Raw genomic sequence first — 21,958 nt, 5'->3', positions numbered from 1 at the left:
GGTATCTATACAGGGATTTACAGTGGAAAATTAAATTTTTATAAAACACTTACTTGATTATATGATATATAATTAAATATAATATAAAAATAATTTTTATAAAAAGGGAGTGTTGTTAATGCCATTAGTTACCTTTATAGATGAAGGTATAGAAATAGAGGTTAAAGAAGGTATAAAGCTCAGTGACTGTATTAGAAAAGCAGGACTAAAAATTGAAATGCCCTGTAGTGGAAGAGGAAAATGTGGCAAATGTAAAGTTGAAGTCTTTGGAGATTTATATCCAAAAAGCAATAAGGAAGCAGAACATGCAAAGAAAGATAATATAAGAATTGCTTGTATGGCTAAAGTAAAAGGCCATATACAGGTGAAATTGCTAGGGAAGAGTAAAAAGTTGAAAACTATAAACAATGAAAAATCCGTAGATATTCAAGTAGATAGCAGTATAAAGAGAATAAAGCTTCTTGAAATTAATGAAAAAAGTAATTTTCCATATAAAGATAGCTTGGTATATAAGGTTAACAATATTAATTTACTTAGAACTATAGGTATATTAGAGAGAAAAGAAGCTAAGGAAATTTATGGTGTGCTATATAAAGATAAGTTGTTGGATATTAGAGAAAAATTAAATGGGATTCTCGGAGTAGCCGTGGATATAGGAACTACAGGTGTTTCTGCACACCTTATAGATTTAGAGAGTGGGGAAGTAGTAAATAAGATATCTGGTTTAAACCCACAGACGGAATTTGGTGCAGATATACTATCTAGAATAACTTTTTCCATGGAACAAAAGGATGGAATAGATATTTTAAGTAAGTGCATAAGAGAAAAAATAGATTTAATGATAAAAGAATTAATTGAAGAAAAATTTCATATTAAGGATGTCTACAGAGTAGCTATTGCTGCTAATACTACTATGCTTCATTTATTGCTAGGCACTCCTGCAGATACAATTGCTAATGCACCCTATAGACCAGTATTTTTAGATAAACTTAATGTTAAAGCCAGTGAATTAGGTATACATATTAATACTGAAGGTATAGTAACAATATTACCTTCAGCCTCTGCATACATAGGAGCTGATGTTATTGCAGGCATTATGGCTGTAGATTTTCATAAAAAACAATATCCTTCCATTTTTATTGATATTGGTACTAATGGTGAAATAGTAGCTTTGTATAATGGTAGAATCGTTGCATCATCAACCGCTTCAGGTCCAGCACTAGAGGGTGTGAATATTGAGTGCGGTATGAGAGCAGAAGAGGGAGCTATTGATACTTTTGGTATAGATGATGATTATAATGTAAAATATTCAACCATAGGAAATGAAACAGCTAAGGGAATATGTGGAAGTGGAATTATAGATATTGTTACGAATTTGTTAAAACACAATGTAATTCTTACAGATGGTAAATTTAATAATCAGTTACCACAAAAATTAGAAGAAAAAATTAAAGATAAAAAGTTTTATGTATCTGAAGAAATTTATATTTCACAGAAGGATATAAGAGAAATACAACTAGCTAAGGGAGCTGTAGCTACGGGAATAAATATGTTATTAAAAGAAATTAGTTGCAGCATTGATAAAGTTCAGGAAGTAATTATTTCAGGAGTTTTTGGATATCATATAAATCCTGAAAGTATAAAGATTATAGGATTAATACCTAAAGAATTTTCAGGGAAAATAAGTTTTGTAGGAAACTCCTCTGTAGAAGGAGCTAGAATAGCACTGATAAATGATAAAAAGCTAAAGCTTATGAGTGATATTAAAAAGCATATAAAAATATTAGAGCTTTCAATGAGAGAAGACTATCAAGAAAACTTAATTAAATCACTGAACTTTTAAAGTAAGCATAAATGTATAGATAACCACGCCCGAAATTTAACTTACACGACCGAATATGCTGCCAAACTTCGGCACATTAAAAACTTTTAATCAGTCTAAAGCTTGTGTTTTAAGCAGATAGCCAAAATCTGTGATTTTGTGGGAATCGGTTAAGCAGACATACAAAATCTGTGATTTTCATATGGTCGCTTACTCTGTGAGTACTCCTCTGACGTAAGGAAGAGGAGTTTCATATAAAATCTAAGAATCTTTGATAAACTCGTACCTCAGTCCGGACCAACTTATCAATTACCATTGATAAGTCGCTGGTTGAAAGCCATTCAGGCTTTCAACCATATCAAAGCTCCTAAGATTTTCAAAAACACTTCGCTAAGACTGATAAAAAAGTTTTTAAAAGTGCCATCAGTTTTGGCAGCATATTTCTACGTATAGGTTAAATTTAAGTTGTGGGTATTCATAGAGTTCTTGAGTGGAAACTTGTTGTAGGATTTTAGAACATAAAGTTAAGTTATGCTAGGCAAGAGTTCGCTGTGGTAGAGCAACTATCTGATGTAAGTTTCCTTTATATTCTTGGAGGGTTCAGGATGTATTAAGATGTTAGAATCAGGAAAAACCTGTTTTATATCCTTCTCAATATGGATACATAAATTATGAGCTTGAATTAGTGAAAAATTGCTGCTAATCTCTAGATGAATATCTATTTCTCTGTTAGTACCATTTCTTCTAGTACGCAATTTGTGAAATCCCTTTATATCAGTATGAGAGCTAATTATAGTTACGATTTTATTAATGTCCTCGTCAGATAACTTACTATCTACTAAGTCCTTTATGGATTTTTTTGTTAAGTTTATAGAAGTTTTAAATATTAGTATAGAAACTAGTATTGCTGCTATAGGATCTATAATTCGTAGACCAGTGATTTTTACTAATAATAATCCAGTAAGTACACCTGTGGCTGTAAGCACATCTGTTAGTAGGTGCATAGCATCTGCCTCTAGAGCTATAGAACCTGAATTTTTTGCTACTTTCATTAGTATAAATGATATAATCAGGTTAACTGCAGCTGATATAAACATCACCAGTAGACCCATATTTATATTATCTATGCTAGAATTAGAAAATATTTTTTTTATAGCTTCAAACATAATTAGTACTGAAGCAAAAAGAATTAGGATAGCTTCAGCAAAACCAGATACATTTTCATATTTACCATGGCCAAAGGGGTGATTATAGTCTGGTGCTTTGGAAGCTTTCTTTATAGAAAAATAAGCTATAAAACTGGCCAATAGATCTACAGAGGAGTGAATTGCTTCTGAAATGACACTTATAGAACCCATAGACAATCCTGATATAAGTTTAAATATTATGAGTAATGAATTAGATACTATAGAAAGTAATGCAGCATTATTCTTATTCATTTTGCGGCCTCCTAGCTATATAAACAAATAATTATTTCACATAACTTTGTATGATAATCGCTTCAATAAATAGTCTATGTTCAATTGATAAAAATTGTGATATTTGTTTCAATAGCTAAATGAAGCTTATCATTATCAATTGATAATGATAAGCAAATATATAAATGTAGATACTCTTGCATTTATAAAATTACTCACATGGGTATCTATATACCAATTTTAGTGCCAATTTTATAGCCAATTAGACCTAATAGTATGGACATAGTTATATATGTAAATGCATTTAGTTTCTTATTTTCCTTAAAAAGATTAAAACCTTCATACATAAAAGTTGAAAAAGTTGTATAAGCACCTAGGAATCCATCTCCAAAAAACAGATATGTATTTTTGCTAATAGATATAGAACTTACTATGCCTAATAGAATGGCTCCTGTGATGTTTATAGTTGCAGTTCCTATAGGGAAAGAGCACTTGGAATGTTGAGAAATAAGTTTACCAAGGGAAAAACGGGTTATACTGCCGAGTATTCCCCCAATACCTACTATTAAAAAATTCATAATTTACACCTCTTAACGTGATTATTCTATAATTCTATTAATTATATTTATTCTTTCTTATACGTTTTGGTACAATTTTTCTAGCCAAAACTGCACCTAGGTAAGCTGCTCCTAATCCTAAGAATACTGAAGTGGTTATGTAATAAATAAAAGAAACATAACTACCATTATCTAATAACACCATACCTTCCTTACACATGGTAGAAAAGGTAGTATATGCACCTAAAAAGCCTGTACAAATACCTAAGCGTAAATCATTATCCATATGAACTATTTCAATAGCCATAGTACTAATTAATGCAAGAATAAAACTTCCTGTTATATTAATAAATAAAGTATTAATAGGTATAATTCCAGTATAGTTTTGAATGGGCATGGTTTTAATCCATAATCTTAATATAGCTCCGAAAAAACCACCTGCACCGATGAAAAGATATTTTTTCATTACAACACCTCTTATATAAATTATACTAATTTATCCATTGGACTACTGGCCATAAGCCTGTCAACTAGACAAACCCACATCTGATGTAAGTTTTACTTTATAATTATACAACACTTTCAATAGTACAACTATATTTTATTTTTGCATTAAAATGTATGAAAAATTACTATACAGTGTATTGAAAAAAGCTTATTAAACGATAAACCTATAGATGAAAGAATTTTAAAAAGGTATAATATATAAAAAAGTATATTTAGAATAGCTTTGGGAGTGGTACTAATGAAGATAATACACACAGGTGATTGGCATATAGGTAAAATAGTTCATCAAATTCATATGACAGAAGATCAAAAGTATGTTTTGGAGAACTTTGTAAGCCTCATAAAAGAAGAAAGTCCTGATGTTATTGTAATAGCAGGAGATTTATACGACAGGTCTGTTCCACCAGTAGAAGCTGTAGAACTGTTAGATAACGTGTTTTCGGAAATTTTAATAGAATTAAATACTCCAATTATAGCCATAGCAGGAAACCATGATAGTCCAGATAGAGTAGGATTTGCAAGTAAAATTCTAAGGGATAAAGGATTTTTCATAGAGGGAAAGCTTAGAAAGGATATACAGAAAGTTACCATTAAAGATGAATTCGGTGCTGTAAATTTTTATTTAGTCCCTTATGCGGATCCAGCCTTAGTAAGAGGTCTGTTTCAAGATGATAGTATTCATAGTCATGATGATGCAATGAAAGCTATAATACAATACATCAAAAGTAGTCTTAATAAAAGTGAAAGAAATGTAATAGTAGCACATGGTTTTGTAATTGGGGGAGTATCCAGTGAATCGGAAAGACCTTTATCCATTGGAGGTACAGAGTTTATTGATGTAAGTTATTTTGATGACTTTAATTATACTGCACTAGGTCATTTGCATGGTCCACAAAAGATAGGCAGTAACAAAGTGAGGTACTCGGGATCTCTTTTAAAATATTCATTTTCAGAAGCTCGTCAAAATAAGTCTGTAACTATAGTAAATATAGATGAGTCAGGTAATTTAGATATTGAATTAAAACAGTTATCCCCAGCTAGAGATATGAGAGCAATTAGAGGAAAACTTGAGGATTTATTAAATCCAGATATATATAAAGATACTAACTTTGAAGATTATTTATATGTTGAACTTGAAGATGAAGGTGAACTTATAGAACCAATGAGCAAATTGAGAGCTGTATATCCAAATGTATTGAAGCTCACAAGAAGTTCCTTTAATAGAAATATTGAAGGAAATAATTCCGCTGGGGATGACTTTAATAAAAAATCTATGTTGGAGCTGTTTGAAGAGTTTTATACAGGTATTACAGGAAGGGATTTTTCTCATGAGAAAAAAGAAGTGCTAGTTAACATACTAAAAGAAGTGGATAAACAAGAGAGAGGAGAATAGAATGAGACCTTTAGTACTAAGCATGAATGCCTTTGGTCCTTACGCCAGCAATGAAAAAATAGATTTCACAATTCTAGGTGAAAGAAACATTTTCCTGATTACTGGTCCCACAGGTGCAGGCAAAACAACAATTTTTGATGGAATATGTTACGCAATATATGGTGAAGCCAGCGGACAGGATAGGGATGGAGAAAGTCTTAGAAGCCAATTTGCAAATGCTGATACGCTGACATATGTAGAGCTAGAGTTTGAACTGAAAGGAAAAAGATATTATATAAAAAGAATACCTAAGCAATTTAAGAAAAAGGTACGAGGAGAAGGCTTAGTAGAGCAAAAAACTGATGCGGAAATGAAAGTTTTTGATGAAGCTGGTGAAGCTAGGATTATTTCTGGAGTAAGTAACGTAAATGAAAAAATAAATGAAATTATGGGTATTAATTATGATCAATTTAAACAAATAATGATGATACCTCAAGGAGAATTTAGGAGACTTCTAGTATCAGAAAGTAAAGATAGAGAAAAGATTCTCCAAAAGATTTTTGGTACACAAGCTTATAAGTTTCTAGAAATAAAGCTTAATGATAGAGCTAAGGATATTAGAAAAGTAATAAATGAGTTAAATAATAAACAAGGTGAAGTTTTAAATACTATTGATTGTAATGATAATATCATACTTCAACAATTAATTAATACTGAGAATAAAAATATAGATGAAATAGTAAATATTTTAAAGGAATATATAAATACTGATAACAATAAAAGAAAATCCATAGAAGAAGCAATTGAAAATAAAAGTAAAAAGTTAGAGGAAAATCAAAAATATATATTTGAAGCACAAGAAAATAATAAAAAATTTCAAGAGAAGCAAGAAATTGAGAGGTACAAAATTCATTTAGAAAGCCAAAAAGAATATATTGAAAAAGAAGCAGATAGGCTTTCAAAAGGTAAAAAAGCTGTAAAAATATTAGCAGTAGAGGATAACTATATAGAGAGATGCTCATCAATAAAAACTAAAGAAGAACAGTTAAATAATGTAGAAAAATCTATAAATACAGCTGCAGAAAATTTAAAAAAAGCTGAACAAGCTTTAAGTTTTGAAGATTCAAGAGAAGAACAGAGAAAAAAAATTATAGAACACATAACAGTTTTAAAAGGATACATAGAAAAAGTAAAGATCTTTGAAGAGAAGAATATTAAAAGTAAGAACATATACAGTGAATTAAAAAATGCTGAAAAAAGTAAAAATATAAAAAAACAAAATATAGATAAGTTAAAAATAGAGCTAAATAATCTGTCTCATATGTTAGAAAAGTCCAGGAAGTCAGCAATAAATTTTATAAAAGTAAATGCTGAAATTGAAAGAGCTACTAATATATATAATAAAGTACATAAATTAGACTTAGAAAATAAAAAATTAATAAAGATAAGAGCGGAATATTTGAAGTATAGACATGAAAGCAATGAATATAAGAAGGCATTTGAAAAATTAGATAATGAATTTAGAAATATGGAACAATTGTTTAGAGAGGGTCAAGCGGGGATTTTAGCAAAGAATTTAGAGGAAGGAATGGAGTGCCCAGTATGTGGAGCTATACACCATCCTAAACTAGCATCTCTTGAACAGGGTGTTCCTACTGAAGAAGAATTAAAAAATAAAAAAATATTACTAGAAGAAGCAAAAAAGAAATTTGAAGACAGCAATGAAAAATATAGAGAAGCTGATGTGTGTGGCAGATCTCAAGGAGACACTGTTAACCGCATAATGGTTGAATTAAATGAATTATTGGATGAGGATATATTGATACTTTTTAAAGACGCCTTAACTGAATTTATAGAAATAAAGCTTGGTGAACTTGAAAAACATATACAAAATGCTGCTTCTACATTAAAGGCGTTAGAAAAAGAAAAAAATGAAGAAGAAAACATAGAAAAAAAATTGGAGCTAAATAAAAATTTACTTGAAGAAGAAGAAAAGTTATATGAAAAGCTGAATGAAGAGTATAATGCAAAGCTTACAGAATTAGAGAGTGAAAAAGCAATTATTAACCAATTAATTACTGAAATACCGGAGGAATATCGTTCACATATAAAATTAATAGAAGCTATAAAGATACATGAAGATGAATTACAATCCTTAGAAAAGGCTGTAAAAGAAGCTCATGACTTATATAATGATTTAAAACTGAAATATGAAAGATATATCACTGAAAAAGAAACTATAGAAAAAACACTAAGAGAAGCTGAACAATCACTGGAAATTTCTGAAGATAGATTAAAAAAAGAAATATTCAAGGCTGGATTTATAGATGTAGAAGATTATAAAAGTGCTAAACTTACTCAGGAAGAAGAGGAAAGGTTAGAAAAATCTATAAATAATTTTAATGAACAATTAAGGTTAACAAATGACAGATATGAAAAAATATTAGAGAATATAAAAGATTTAAATATAGTAAATATTAATGAACTTGTAGAAAAGTGTGAAAGTATTAAAAGTGAAAAAGAATTATTAGAAAAAGAAAATATAGATATTCACACAAAAATTGAAATAAATAAAAATGCTTTACTAAGAATAGAAGAACTATATGAACAAATTAAAAATAAAGAAAGAGAGTATGGTATAGTAGGAGATCTGGCGGAGGTAGCAAAAGGTAATAATATTGAGAGAATGACCTTTGAGAGATATGTTCTAGCTGCTTTTTTTGATAATATTATACAAGCAGCAAATATTAGGCTGGCAAAAATGAGTGAAAATAGATATGAACTAGAGAGAATTAAAGAAAAAGGTAAAGGACTTACTCAAAGTGGTCTAGAACTCCAAGTGTATGATAACTATACGGGTAAATGCAGGCACGTTAAAACGCTGTCTGGTGGTGAAGGTTTTAAAGCCTCTCTTGCATTAGCTCTTGGTATGGCAGATGTAGTTCAATGCTTTGCAGGAGGAATAAGTATCGATACCATGTTTATTGATGAAGGCTTTGGTACACTAGATCCAGAGTCCTTAGACAATGCTGTACAGTGCCTAATAGAATTACAAAATAACGGAAGACTTGTAGGAATAATATCCCATGTTCCCGAACTTAAAGAAAGAATAGATGCTAGATTAGAAATAATTCCTAGTGCAGAAGGTAGTACTACAAGATTTAATTTGTTATATAATAGTCATTATTATTAATCAATTCTTTTCTTAGGAAAATCTTTGAAATAAGGTCAAAGTTAAGTATAAAATATTGTAAATGTATTAATAATATAAAGGGTAAAACATTACTAAAATAAATTTATCAGAGGTGATAACATGCCGCATACTTTACCACAGCTTCCTTATGATTATAATGCATTAGAACCACATTATGATGAACAGACTGTAAGGTTGCATCATGATGCTCATCATAAATCTTACGTAGATGGATTAAACAATGCAGAAGCTAAATTAGAAGAAGCTAGAAAAAATAATGATTATGCTTTAATAAAGCATTGGGAAAGAGAATTAGCTTTCCATGGTTCAGGACATATTCTACATACTCTATTTTGGGAAAACCTGAGCCCAAATGGAGGAGGAACGCCTTCAGGTGGTATAGCTGATGAAATCAGTAAAGAGTTTGGAGACTATGAAACTTTTAAGAAGCAGTTTAGTGCAGCTGCTGTAGCAGTAGAAGGCTCAGGTTGGGCAGTATTAGCCTGGAATCCATTGTTCAATAAATTAGTTATTTTACAAGTAGAAAAACATCAAAACTTAACACAATGGGGAGTAGTACCTCTACTAATATTAGATGTTTGGGAGCATGCTTATTATCTAAAATATCAAAATAAGAGGGCTGCCTTTGTAGATGCTTGGTGGAACATAGTAAACTGGAAAGAAGCAGATAACAGATTTGCAAAAATATCTAAATAACTTGAATATGAATTTTGATGGGGCTGTCCTGAAAAGTCAAAATTGAATTTAGTACTGAAAATAATTTTATTTTCAGTACTAAATCCTATATTTTTCAAGTGGCCTAAAAAATATTTCATAAAAAACTATTCTGAAGGCCCCTTTTTGATAGATCATAGGTATAATATTCTATTTTATAGAACTATATTAAGCTGATTGGGCATCTTCAACAGTGATATTGCTTGAACATTTATCATTAATATTCTTATGTATTATTGTTACAAATATTAATGAAACAAGTAAACATACCGGTACTGTATAAAAAGCATTTTTAATACCTATATAGTTATTCAAGTAACCTATAAATAAATTTATTAGCGTACTTAATACTGATGCAAAAGTTATTATAGTTCCTGTTATATAAGAAGTATTTTCTTTAAATACCTTATTTATAGTAAGAATAATTGTTGGAAATGTTATTGCAAAAAATAAGCCTGAAAGTGATATTAACATTACTCCACCTATTCCTAATATGATACCAAAGATATATATAACCACTGCAACTAAAAGTGATACTTTAACTGAATTTAGATATCCTAGCTTTTCAACTATAAATCCTCCAACAAATCTTCCTATAGCAAATGTAGTAAAGAAAAATGCTGCATAGTAAGAACTCATATTCTCTTGAAAATTAAATACTTTAGAAGTATAATTTATAAACCAGTTTCCAGTAGACCATTCTGCTCCTATATAAAAACCTAAAGCAATTATGTAGAAGTATATTAATTTATTGCTGAAAATTTCTTTTGTATTAATTTTTTTATTCTTAGTTTCTTCATGTACACTTGGCACTTTAATAAATAAGAACAAAATGAGTACTACTGCTGTAGCAACAGCAACGATTAAGAATATGTTTTGCCAATCCATTCCGTTACCTATCATTAACCCAACGAACCTTTGTCCTGCTGCAGAGCCTAAACCATAACAAAAATGTGTTAAGTTCATTAGTACAGCTTGATAGCTTATGAATAGAACTGGAGCAATAGTGTTAGCACCTATACCTATAAGTGAAACACCACTTGAATTAAAAATAGTACCGATAATAATTATAGTAAATGTAGAAGCTTTAGATAAAACTATAAGTCCTACTATTATAAATATAATTCCCAGTATCATTACTTTTTTCTGTCCGATTTTTTCACATAAAAAACCGCCTATATAAGTAAATGTTATATAACCTATAGATGCCAAGGTAATCATAAAACCTATTGTTACATCATCCACAGAAAATATTTTTTTGTATGTAGGTACAAAGGCTCCTTTCATATTGTCAGTTACTGCCATTAAAATCATTATTAAAAATACGAATGAAATGGCAGGGATATTCATTGAGTTTTTATTTTGTATTTGTTCCATTAAAAGTCCCTCCTATATCTTAATACATTCATTAAATTATATTATGCATCCAGTAAATTTTCAAGACAATTTACCTTATTTTAAATATATAGAATAAATCTCTAAGAATACTAGTTGTTATCCTATACATTAGAAGAAATAAAATTAAATTATGATGTTTAAAATGATGAAACTAAGTACAATAAAAAATGCATTTATTATAATTCTATTGGTAATAAGTACAGAATAAACATAAAATAAATAATATATATAATATTTATAAGTTTTTGAAAAAATAATAATAAGGTGCATATTATTTATTGAGTTTACATAAAAACTTAACGAGGAATACGCTATAGAATGAAAAAATTTTAACGCTGCAATCTATATTAAAGAAATTTAAAGATTATAGAGGGAGAGTAATATTATGCATAGTATAACCTATGGAGAAGTATCCTTTATTGGTATGTACAAGATAATTAAGAACTACATGTTAAAAGATAAAGAACGTGAATATAAGATTACTGTAGGCACTGACTCCCAAAATTATGACGTTACTAAAATAGTTGTAGTAGTAGCAGTATGGAGGGTAGGTGGTGGAGGAATATTTTTTTACGATACAAAACGAGTCAACAAAATATCAAATTTAAGACAAAAAATATTTTATGAAACCAGCCTAAGTATTGAGTTAGCAGAAAAACTTTTAAACAAATTCAATGAAGAAAATTTTCCATGTGATATGAGTATTCATGTGGATATTGGAAATAATGGAGCAACATCACAGATGATACCCGAGATAATAGGGTGGGTAAACAGCTGTGGTTTTAACTGTAATATAAAACCTTATTCCTACGCAGCATCTAGTATTGCTAATAAATATTCAAAATAAGGATAACTTAATATTAAGCAGAGGACAGTTATAGAGCTTGAACTTTTAAATTTAATTTATTCCATAAATTTAATTTATTCCACATAGCATATTACTAGATTATGCCACTGATAAATAGTTTAAGCAAGTCTAAGCCTCAAATTAAGCAGAGAGCCAAAATCTGTGATTTTGTGCGAATCGCTTACTCTCAAACAGTATCAAAGTACTAAGCTTTTCTACTAATTTGAGGTCAAGACTTGCTAATAAACTATTTGAATGTGGTACAATCTAGTAATATGCTATGCTATATAAATTAAATTTAAAAGTTCCATAGCTATAAAAAGTACCTATGCTTAATATTATTAAAATAATATTTTCAGTAAAGTTTTGGTAAATAATTTTATAAACATGGAAATTTATGAATAAATAAATATGATATTGGGGAAACAAATAACATGTATAAGTGTTAATAATATGAGTTAACACAAGAGTTTAGTTAAAAATTAAGAATTTTTAGAGGATTTTATTCTACTTTATGGAATAATTTATATATAGATTAATTAAAACAAAAGTTTCAAAAGGTGGTTTTAAAATGGCATATGGAATTAAGAAAACTGTAGGAAATAATGATGAAGGTATCACGCTAAAAAAAGTAAGTATAAGTGGGAACATTTGTGGTAGTTATGCAGAAATTACCATAAATCAAGTTTATTTAAATAATGGTAATGATGATATAGAAGGATTTTATGTTTTTCCTATACCAAAGACAGCAATAATTTCAGGTTTTGAAGCAGAAATAGGGGGAAGAACCTTAAGAACTATCGTTGAAGAGAAAGAGAAAGTATCACAAATATATGAAAATGCGAAAATTAGAGGGGAAAATACATTTCTATTAGAAGAATTTAAACCACATATTTTTAAAATAAGTATCGGGAAAATTATCACAGGAGAAACAGTAAAAATAAGGTTATCATATATAGATGAATTAGAATACAAGGATAACACATTAAAGCTTTCAATTCCTGCTGTTTTTGAGCCAAGAAGAATTAATGGTAGTTTGAATATTACTAAGTTGAAAAATAATGTAATTAATAAAGTTTTAGGGAAAAAAGTAGAAGATAACATTGAGTTTGAATTTAAAACTAACATTTTAGTAGAATCTTTATGCAGACTAGAATTTTCTTCGCCTAGCCATGGCTTGAATGTAGAAAGGCAAGGAGATACTATCTCTAAGATTACACTTGATAGCGAAAGTAATTACATGGATAAAGATTTTATACTTTTAATGAAAGAGGAAGAGCAATTAGAGGCAGATGGTTTAATTTATGAGTATAAAGAGGGCGAGGTAGAAAAAGGAATAGTCTTTTTAAGGATGATTCCAAAGCTTGATTGCTATGAAGAAGAGAAAGATGAAGGGTTTATATTTTTAATAGATATATCAGATACTATGGCAGGTGATAAAATAGAGCAGGCTAAGAATGCACTACAGCTTTGTATAAGAAATCTATCAGAGGGTGATAGATTTAATATTATAGCAATGGGTGAAAGTTTAAAATATTTTTATATTGAGGATATGGCAGAATATAGCGCTGAGAATTTGAAAAAAGCTTCCATATGGATAAATAGTTTAACGGTAGAAAATGATGCTGATATATTTGAAGCTATAAAACGTAGTTTAGAAAATGAATTCGAAAATAATACAATACTTATATTTACTGATGATCAAGTAGAGGAAGAAGAAGAAATATTATCTTATGTAAAAGATAATATAAAAACTAACAGAATATTTGCTTTTGGTATAGATTCAGCAACTAATAATTATTTTTTAAATAAACTTGCTCATGCAAGCTCCGGTAAAGCAGAATTTATTAATAAAGGACAAAGAATTGAAGATGTAGTGTTAAAACAATTTAAAAGAATACAAAATCCACAAGTAGAAAATATTCAAATAGATTGGGGTAATCTCAAAGTTGAAGGTACATATCCTAGAACAATAAGTTATATGTATAATAGAGAGCCATTTTCAATATTTGCAAGTGTTCTAGGAGAAGTAAGTGGTGAAATTGTCATAAGAGGAAAAGTTGGCAATATGGATTATACAAAAACAGTAAATTTAGATAACTTTAATACAGAAGAAAATGCAAGTTTACTAAAGAAAGTATGGGCACGAAAAAGAATTAAGTCTATTGAGCTTAGCATGATGGCTGAAAGAGGAGAAAAAAGAGAAGCCATGAGAAAAAAAGTAATTAAGTTATCTAAAAATCATGGACTTATAAGTCCTGAAACTACATTTATATTTATGGAGTTAAGAGAAGAACCTGTTTTGGGTATTGAACTTAAAAATATAATTCCAATGATGGTAAAAGAGAATACCTTAGCTGATAAGATTAGCATGGAAGAGTTTACAAACAATGAAAAGACAGGTTTTGTGTATAAATCTCATGAAGAAGATACGCATAAAGGATTTATAGAAACAATAAATCATAATGAATATTTAGATAGAATGTATCCAAGAGAAAAGAACTTGAGAATTATTGCAAAAAATCAGTTTGCTGATGGTGCCTTTGTTGATTATGAGGATAGCAGCACAGAAGATAAAATAGAAACTACTGCTATGGCTTTAATAGCTTTTACTATAGGAGAAGAAGACATCGATATTTATTTTAATCAACTAGATAAAGCTATTAGGTATATTTGTAATAATTCTATGTCTACAGACCTAAAGTTTGAAGATAAAGTAATAAAAATGATTATTCTTGCATTAAATAAATCTATAGAAAAACAAGTGGCTAAGGAAAAGACTATAGAGAGAGCACAGTCTGCAGTAGATTATTTATATAAGTTGTTAAAAGAAAAAAGAAATAATGAAAATATTATAAATGATTTGAATGAAAAGTCATTTACAAATAATGTTATTTCACTTTTTAATATTAACGAGGATGGTAATGCAATAAGCGAAAAAATAACTATAAGAAATGAAAATAATTCTATATTTAGTTTATCAAAGCTTTCTATATTAAAAGCTTTAAAAAATCATAATTTTTAATATAAATTAGGGGTTGTCTCAAAAGTCAAAATTGATGAAAGATTTGCCTAAAAACTTGTAATAATTTACATAAAAATAGGATTTAGTACCGAAAATAAATTTACTTTCAGTACTAAATCCTTTATTTTTCAAGTGGCATAAAAAATATTTTATGAAAAATTATTTTGAAATGACCCCTTTTCTTAAATTTATTTATTTTTTTAGCAGCTATAAAATTACCACATCTCTACCTACAGAAAATGAATTACTTAATCCTATTATGCTGTGTAAAAGGATTAATGGGCACTGGATTGGTTCACCTATTAAATTGTGTTATATTTATTATATAGAGATATTAATAAACCAATAAAGTAAATTATAAGAATAGTAATAATAAAGATTTGGAGGTAAGTAATGTTAAAACTAACCAATGTAAATAAAAGTTATAATGGTAGTATAAAAGCGGTAGATAACCTAAACTTAAATATACCTAATGGAGAGATATTTGGATTTTTAGGGCCAAATGGAGCAGGAAAAACTACTACTATTAAAATGATCACTGGTATTATAAATCCAGACAGCGGAAATATTAGTATAAATGGAGCAGATATAAAGGAACAGCCTATAAAAGCTAAAAAACAATTTGGATTTGTGCCAGATAGTCCAGATATGTTTTTAAGACTTAAGGGAATAGAATATTTGAATTTTATGGCTGATATTTATGATGTGGAAAGTGAGAAGAGAACAAAAACAATAAAAAATCTTGGTGAAAGATTTGAGATGACAAAGGCATTAGGTGATCAAATACAAAGTTATTCTCATGGTATGAGACAAAAAATAGTTATAATGGGAGCCTTAATTCACAATCCACCTATATGGATATTAGATGAGCCTTTAACGGGACTGGATCCAAAATCATCTTTTATACTAAAGGAAATGATGAGAGAACATTCTAGTAGAGGGAACATTGTATTTTTTTCAACTCATGTTTTGGAAGTGGCTGAGAAAATTTGTGATAAAATTGCAATTATCAATAAAGGTAAAATTCTGTTTCATGGAACTTTTGAAGAATTAAAAGAACAGTTTAGAGAAGACCAATCACTAGAAAAAATATTCTTGGAGATGACTGAAAATGAATAAGTATATGATACTGACAAATATATTGTTAAAAAATGGGAATAAATCTTTTGTGGGAGATATAAGGAAAAGAATTAAAACAGCAGCACTATTTTTTATTTTAGTCATGGCTTTTATTCCAAGTATCATGTTGCTTATTACTTTTGTAAAAAATGCCTATGATGTATTACAAGGTATTAATCAACAAGGCATCATTATTGCTATGGGTATATCTTTTGTTAACATAATCATATTCTTTTTTGGTATCTTTTACTCTAATAATGTATTATATTTTACTAAAGATATAGATAATTTATTGCCATTACCCCTAAAACCCTGGCAGATTTTAGGGGCAAAGTTTACAGTGGCATTATTTTATGAGTATATTACAGAACTAGTTGTGTTATTGCCATTGATTGGTGTATACGGTATTAAGAGTAACGCTGGAATACTATTCTATATATACTGTATAATATTATTTTTAACTATACCAATTATACCTCTAGGTATAGCATCAATAATTAATATGATAATTATGAGTTTTACTAATGTAGGCAAACACAAGGATATATTTAAAATTGCTGGTGGAATTTTAGCTATGTTTTTAGCTGTAGGTTTTAATATATTCATGCAAAAAGCGGCTATTTCAGGAAATCATCCAGAACAGCTTCTTAAAATGTTAACAGAGGGGAATAATTCTTTAGTGATTATGTCTAATAAAGTGTTTCCAGGATCAATTATAGCTGCGAGAGCTATAATTTTAAGTGATAGCTATGAAGGGATAATAAGTTTACTTTTGTTTTTAATAATAACTGTAAGTGTAACCTTTGTATTCCTTGCACTAGGACAAAAATTGTATTTTAGAGGAGTCATAGGAATTTCAGAGTCTTCATCAAAAAGGAAAGAATTAAGTGAACTGCAGCTAAATAAGTCTATGGTTTCTAACTCGCCTCTAAAGTCACTAATAATTAGGGAAACTAGAATATTAGTAAGGACCCCTATATTTTTTATGAATTGTATAATGATGAATTTTTTATGGCCTATATTCTTAATCATACCTTTAGTTACTCAACCAGAGCTTTTAAAAAGTGTAATACAGGTCTCAGCAATAGTTAGAGATCCTAAACTTACAGGCATAGTAGCAGGAGCATCCATAGCTGCCAGTATATTTTTAAGTTCAAGTAATCTTATAGCTGCTACTGCTATATCTAGAGAGGGTCAAAATATTTTTGTTAGCAAATTCATACCCGTTAGCTTTGGTACTCAAATTATGGCAAAAGTTCTTACTGGAGTGTTATTTGGATTGGTTTCTATAGTAATGATTATAGTAATATCTATAATACTAATAAAACCTCCAACTTATTTGATTTTAACAGTATTTATTGCTGCTTTACCAGGAACATTTTTTTCTTCCTTTGTTGGAATTTTCATTGATTTAAATTTTCCAAAACTAAATTGGGATAACGAAGTCAAGGCTGTAAAACAAAACCTTAATGGTGTTATAGCTTTATTTATAGGAATTATTATAGCTGCTATATTAGGATTCTTCATTATAACTGTTAGCAGCAAAGCTATTTTAGTAAGTATGTTAGCTTTTATAATTCTTACAATTATAGATTATTTGCTATACAAGGTTGTTATGAGTAAAGGAGTAGGATTGTTTAAGAATATTGAAATATAAAAATCAGAAGTGGTTTTACTTCTGATTTTTATTTAATTATGTAATAAATCATGATAAATTTGAATAACATTAAATTAAAATAATAAATGGAGGAATTCTAACCCTATGTTTTCATCAATTATAGAAAGGATTGCAGTACCTTTATGAAACATTTAGAGGATTCTAAAAATAAAGATTTGCATGTAAACTTTGAAGATGAAAATCAAAATAAGGAATTCAGAATAATAGTTTTTGGGGACTCTAAAGGAAAAGATAAGGGAGTAAATAAGAAGGTTCTTCATAAAATAATGAAAAGAGTAAAAAAGTTAAATCCTAAACCACAATATATGGTGGTTTTAGGAGATAGTATAGCAGGTCATAGTAACATCGAAATTATGAAGACACAATTAGATACATTTTCAGATTTAATAAAGGATTATAATTTTTTTGATGAAATTATACCGGTTATAGGTAATCATGAAGTTAACAATGAGCCTGAAGATTATAGTAAAGAAACGATTTTTATAGAAAACTTCCCGAATCTTAATGTAGGTGAATTTTTAGATGGTTATAACAAAACTGTATACTATTTGGATGTATTTAATACAAGAATTATAGTGTTAAATACCTATCACTTTGGAGAAATAAACAAAATATGTGGCAGTCAACTTGAATGGTTTAAAAAGGTAACCGCTGACCCTATAAAAAATAAAATAGTATTTTTACATTCCCCAGCATATCCAACTGGAGCACATTTAGGAACTAGTTTAGATTTTTATACTAAAGAGAGAAATGAGTTTTGGAGTGTTATTGATTCAAGTAATGTAGATATAGTATTTTCAGGTCATGAACATAACTATTCAAGGAGAGTTATAAACAGACTATTTAACACAAGTGAATATAAGTTTAAAAATGATATACAACAGGTAATTACTGGTGGAGGTGGAGAAAAGTTAAGAAATGGCTATAAAAGTAAATCAGGTGTAGTAGTTCCACCAAAGGCAGTACATCATTTTGTAATAATAGATTTTGATTTTAACAATATAAAACTTCAGGCTATTACCGCTAAAGGTGAGATTATTGATAAGCTTATAATAGAAAAGTAATTTAGTAGAGAGCTTCTAAATGCTCTCTTTTATAGTTTAATATTTTAACTTGTACTATATTAGCTTATTCTTATTTAGAATATATTGTTATAAATATATATATCTTCGTATTAATTTACATAATTTTAACATTCAATAATTTATATAATATATGAAGATATTGACATTATTTCTGAAAAGATATAAAATTGTTTCGAAAAAAATGACTGGAGGGATTTATATGATAAAGAAAAATGGTAGTATTTCTATTAATACGGAAAATATTTTTCCAATTATAAAAAAGTGGTTATATTCTGATAAAGACATATTTTTAAGGGAACTTGTAAGCAATGGTTGTGACGCAATAAGTAAACTAAAGAGATTGTCTTCAATTGGTGAAGCAAATATACCTGAAGAAACAAAATATAAGGTAACTGTTTTAGTAAATAAAGAAGATAAAACATTAAAAATTATTGACAATGGTATAGGAATGACTGCTGAAGAAATTAATAAATACATAAATCAGGTAGCTTTTTCTGGTGCAGAAGATTTCATCGCAAAATACAAAGATAAAATGGATGAAGCAAACCAAATTATAGGTCATTTTGGTTTAGGCTTCTATTCTGCTTTTATGGTAGCTGATAAAGTTGAAATAGATACACTTTCGTATGTAGAAGGTTCAGAACCTGTGAAATGGATTTGTGAAGGTGGTACTGAATATGAAATAACTTCATCTCAACGTAATGAAAGAGGAACTACTATTACACTATTTATGGGTGAGGACAGCAAGGAATTTTTAGAAGAATATAAGCTAAGGGAAATTATTAGAAAGCATTGTTCATTCTTACCTGTAGAAATATATGTTGAAGATGAAAATACAAAAAATGAAGAAAAAGATAAAGAAAAACAACCACTTAATGATACAAATCCTCTATGGTTAAAAGCACCAAAGGATTGTACTGAAGAAGAATATAAAGAGTTTTACAGAAATGTGTTTTCTGATTTTAATGAGCCGTTGTTTTGGATTCATTTGAATGTAGATTATCCATTTAATTTGAAAGGAATATTGTATTTTCCTAAACTAAAACATGAATTTGAAGCAACAGAAGGCCAGATAAAATTATATAACAATCAAGTATTTGTTGCCGATAATATTAAAGAAGTTATACCAGAATTTCTGTTACTTTTAAAAGGTGTAATTGATTGTTCTGATCTTCCATTAAATGTTTCAAGAAGTTTCTTACAAAATGATAAAAATGTTATGAAAATTTCTAGACATATTGTAAATAAGGTAGCAGATAAGCTAACAACTCTTTATAAAAATGAAAAAGATAACTATAATAATTTTTGGAGTAATATACACATATTTATTAAGTATGGATGTTTAAGAGATCAGAAATTTTATGAACAAGTAAAAGATATAATTATATTTAAGACCATTAGAGGGGAATATGTAACATTAAAGCAATACCTTGAAAATAATAAAGAAAAGCATGAGAATAAAGTTTTCTATGTGAATGATGAAAAGCAACAAGCTCAGTATATTAAAATCTTTAAAGAACATGATTTAGATGCAGTTATATTGAATTCTACAATAGACAATCATTTTATAAGCTTTTTAGAATCGAATGAAAGTGGAGTTAAATTCAATAGAATAGACTCAGATCTTTCTGAAACATTGAAACTCACAGAAATTGATAGCAATGAAAGTGAAAATGAAAAGAAAGAGTTTAATGTAAGTGTAGAAAATATATTTAAAAGAGTATTAAACAATGATAAATTAAAGATCTCTGTAGAGGCACTGAAAACCGCAGATGTACCAGCTATTATACTACTCTCTGAGCAATCAAGAAGGATGGCTGAGATGAGCTCCATGTATGGCAGTATGGATATGATGAATATATTCCCTTCAGATGAAACATTAATTATAAATAAAAATAACATACTTATTAAAAAACTTATTGAGCTGGATAAGGTAGAAAATAAACAAGAAGATATTAACTTCATTTGTCAGCATATCTATGATCTTGCTATGATAAGTCATAAGCAACTTGATGCAGATGCTATGTCACGTTTTATTAGCAGAAGCAACGAATTGCTTGCAAAACTAGCAGGTTAACAGCCTTGTGGGTTCAACCCAGGAGAAACCTAAACCTAAAAAAGGTGATATAGGTGCAGAATAGTATAAGTAAAGAGTAAATGAAATTATATAAGCTGCAAATAATCAGAAACAGTTACTCTGAAAATTTAATGATAAAATATTTAATGCGTTGGTAGAGAAGATAGAATTCTTGAACCAACGCATTTTGTTTTGTTAGCTTTTAAGTATTGTATAAAGCATATTGCACTCAGCTTAGTGTTGCATTATTATAATAGTAACGAAACATTATTAAATTAACGTTAACAATTTATTAGGAAAATTGAGGATGGAGGAACAAGCATGACTTATAAACAAGTAAAAGTTAGGTTAAAAGAAAATGTAACTAATACAGAATTTTGGGAAGCTACTTATAGCAGTAGCTCTAACTTAGGAATAAGACTTGTGAATAATTTCGATAAAATGAAAAAAGAATATTTAAGCGGTAAACTATATAAATATGGCTCCTTAGAAGTGGAAATACCAATATCTTATTATAATAGAGAAAATGAAACAATAGATAACGACGTTATTGAATATGGATATGTTAAGTCTACTAAAGATATATGGGAAATTGTTGAGTAAGTATTATTGTATAAATACTAAAAATAACCATAAAAACATGTTGTAAGTTAAACATTAGTATGTTATACTTATCAAGTATTAAGAGTTAAACAATAATTAATACTTAGATTTGATTAGATGAACACATATCCTCTTTTAAGATTATATTTGTGAATCGTTTTAGATCTTAATCTTTAAAAAGGAGGTATGTTTAAATGGCAGATAAAACTATAGTTTGTAAAGATTGTGGAAAAGAGTTCGTATTCACTGAAAACGAGCAAGCTTTCTACAAAGAAAAAGGATTCGATAATGAACCTCAAAGATGTGCTGATTGCAGAAGAGCAAGAAAGCAACAAAATAACAATGGATTCAGAAGATAGTAAATTGTTTACTTATAACCCTATAGGTTTAACCTATAGGGTTTTTAATTTTTTGTGTGGAAAAGTGATATAGATAACCATGCCGGAAATTTAACTTATACGTAGGGATATATTACCAATGTTGAAGTCACATTTAAATATTTTTTTATTAGTCTTAGCGAAA

16 protein-coding genes are annotated in these 21,958 nt (G+C 28.7%); 12 read left to right on the top strand and 4 right to left on the bottom strand.

Translation table 11 applies throughout. The features are described from left to right. Positions 1 to 118 precede the first annotated feature (118 nt). On the top strand, positions 119 to 1,843 hold the full coding sequence (locus HGI79_RS12970; protein WP_185651118.1) for an ASKHA domain-containing protein: 1,725 nt from the start codon (positions 119 to 121) through the stop codon (positions 1,841 to 1,843). Positions 1,844 to 2,385: 542 nt separating this feature from the next. On the opposite strand, the gene HGI79_RS12965 is transcribed toward HGI79_RS12970, so the two are convergent. The 3 genes from HGI79_RS12965 to HGI79_RS12955 all read right to left on the bottom strand — a co-directional run bounded on the left by HGI79_RS12965 (position 2,386) and on the right by HGI79_RS12955 (position 4,263). Next, the gene (locus HGI79_RS12965) at positions 2,386 to 3,261 is read right to left on the bottom strand and encodes a cation diffusion facilitator family transporter (RefSeq protein WP_185651117.1); all 876 of its coding nucleotides are present in this window, start codon (positions 3,259 to 3,261) and stop codon (positions 2,386 to 2,388) included. A gap of 206 nt (positions 3,262 to 3,467) precedes the next feature. Next, on the bottom strand, positions 3,468 to 3,818 hold the full coding sequence (crcB, locus tag HGI79_RS12960; protein ID WP_185651116.1) for a fluoride efflux transporter CrcB: 351 nt from the start codon (positions 3,816 to 3,818) through the stop codon (positions 3,468 to 3,470). A gap of 37 nt (positions 3,819 to 3,855) precedes the next feature. Continuing rightward, entirely contained in the window at positions 3,856 to 4,263 is a 408-nt protein-coding gene (locus HGI79_RS12955) for a CrcB family protein (protein WP_185651115.1), read from the bottom strand. Between the two features lie 279 nt (positions 4,264 to 4,542). Here HGI79_RS12955 and HGI79_RS12950 point away from each other — a divergent pair, with 279 nt between their 5' ends. From HGI79_RS12950 to HGI79_RS12940, 3 genes are all read left to right on the top strand, one after another. Further along, positions 4,543 to 5,697: an exonuclease SbcCD subunit D gene (locus tag HGI79_RS12950; protein ID WP_185651114.1), complete on the top strand. Its 1,155-nt coding sequence runs from the start codon at positions 4,543 to 4,545 to the stop codon at positions 5,695 to 5,697. Position 5,698: 1 nt separating this feature from the next. Beyond that, positions 5,699 to 8,869, top strand: coding sequence for an AAA family ATPase (locus tag HGI79_RS12945; RefSeq protein ID WP_185651113.1), 3,171 nt, complete (start codon positions 5,699 to 5,701; stop codon positions 8,867 to 8,869). 120 nt (positions 8,870 to 8,989) lie between these two features. Beyond that, entirely contained in the window at positions 8,990 to 9,586 is a 597-nt protein-coding gene (locus HGI79_RS12940; protein WP_185651112.1) for a superoxide dismutase, read from the top strand. 186 nt (positions 9,587 to 9,772) lie between these two features. On the opposite strand, the gene HGI79_RS12935 is transcribed toward HGI79_RS12940, so the two are convergent. Beyond that, positions 9,773 to 10,981: a sugar MFS transporter gene (locus tag HGI79_RS12935; RefSeq protein ID WP_185651111.1), complete on the bottom strand. Its 1,209-nt coding sequence runs from the start codon at positions 10,979 to 10,981 to the stop codon at positions 9,773 to 9,775. 406 nt (positions 10,982 to 11,387) lie between these two features. Between HGI79_RS12935 and HGI79_RS12930 the strand changes: the two genes are divergently transcribed. The 8 genes from HGI79_RS12930 (at position 11,388) to HGI79_RS12895 (ending at position 21,795) form a co-directional block, all read left to right on the top strand. Next, positions 11,388 to 11,849 carry a ribonuclease H-like YkuK family protein gene (locus HGI79_RS12930; protein WP_185651110.1) on the top strand — a complete coding sequence of 154 codons (462 nt, stop codon included), beginning with the start codon at positions 11,388 to 11,390 and terminating at the stop codon, positions 11,847 to 11,849. 571 nt (positions 11,850 to 12,420) lie between these two features. Further along, on the top strand, positions 12,421 to 14,874 hold the full coding sequence (locus tag HGI79_RS12925; protein ID WP_185651109.1) for a VIT and VWA domain-containing protein: 2,454 nt from the start codon (positions 12,421 to 12,423) through the stop codon (positions 14,872 to 14,874). A 393-nt stretch (positions 14,875 to 15,267) separates the two neighbouring features. Further along, positions 15,268 to 15,993 carry an ABC transporter ATP-binding protein gene (locus tag HGI79_RS12920; RefSeq protein ID WP_185651108.1) on the top strand — a complete coding sequence of 242 codons (726 nt, stop codon included), beginning with the start codon at positions 15,268 to 15,270 and terminating at the stop codon, positions 15,991 to 15,993. Then, positions 15,986 to 17,650 (top strand): putative ABC transporter permease subunit, encoded by a 1,665-nt coding sequence (locus HGI79_RS12915; protein ID WP_185651107.1) that lies wholly within the window; start codon positions 15,986 to 15,988, stop codon positions 17,648 to 17,650. The genes HGI79_RS12920 and HGI79_RS12915 overlap by 8 nt, the downstream gene beginning before the upstream one ends. Before the next feature lie 143 nt (positions 17,651 to 17,793). Then, positions 17,794 to 18,735 carry a metallophosphoesterase gene (locus tag HGI79_RS12910; RefSeq protein ID WP_185651106.1) on the top strand — a complete coding sequence of 314 codons (942 nt, stop codon included), beginning with the start codon at positions 17,794 to 17,796 and terminating at the stop codon, positions 18,733 to 18,735. 220 nt (positions 18,736 to 18,955) lie between these two features. Then, positions 18,956 to 20,833: a molecular chaperone HtpG gene (gene htpG / locus HGI79_RS12905; protein ID WP_185651105.1), complete on the top strand. Its 1,878-nt coding sequence runs from the start codon at positions 18,956 to 18,958 to the stop codon at positions 20,831 to 20,833. 321 nt (positions 20,834 to 21,154) lie between these two features. Beyond that, a complete protein-coding gene (locus tag HGI79_RS12900; protein ID WP_185651104.1) occupies positions 21,155 to 21,436 on the top strand; it encodes a hypothetical protein in 282 nt (93 codons plus the stop codon). Between the two features lie 194 nt (positions 21,437 to 21,630). Further along, complete coding sequence (locus tag HGI79_RS12895) at positions 21,631 to 21,795, top strand: zinc-ribbon domain-containing protein (protein ID WP_185651103.1); 165 nt, start codon at positions 21,631 to 21,633, stop codon at positions 21,793 to 21,795. The last annotated feature ends 163 nt before the right edge of the window (positions 21,796 to 21,958 follow it).

Source organism: Clostridium sp. DJ247, assembly GCF_014231265.1.
The sequence above is the reverse complement of the archived record's forward strand: the minus strand, read 5'-3'. Positions and strand labels throughout refer to the sequence as shown.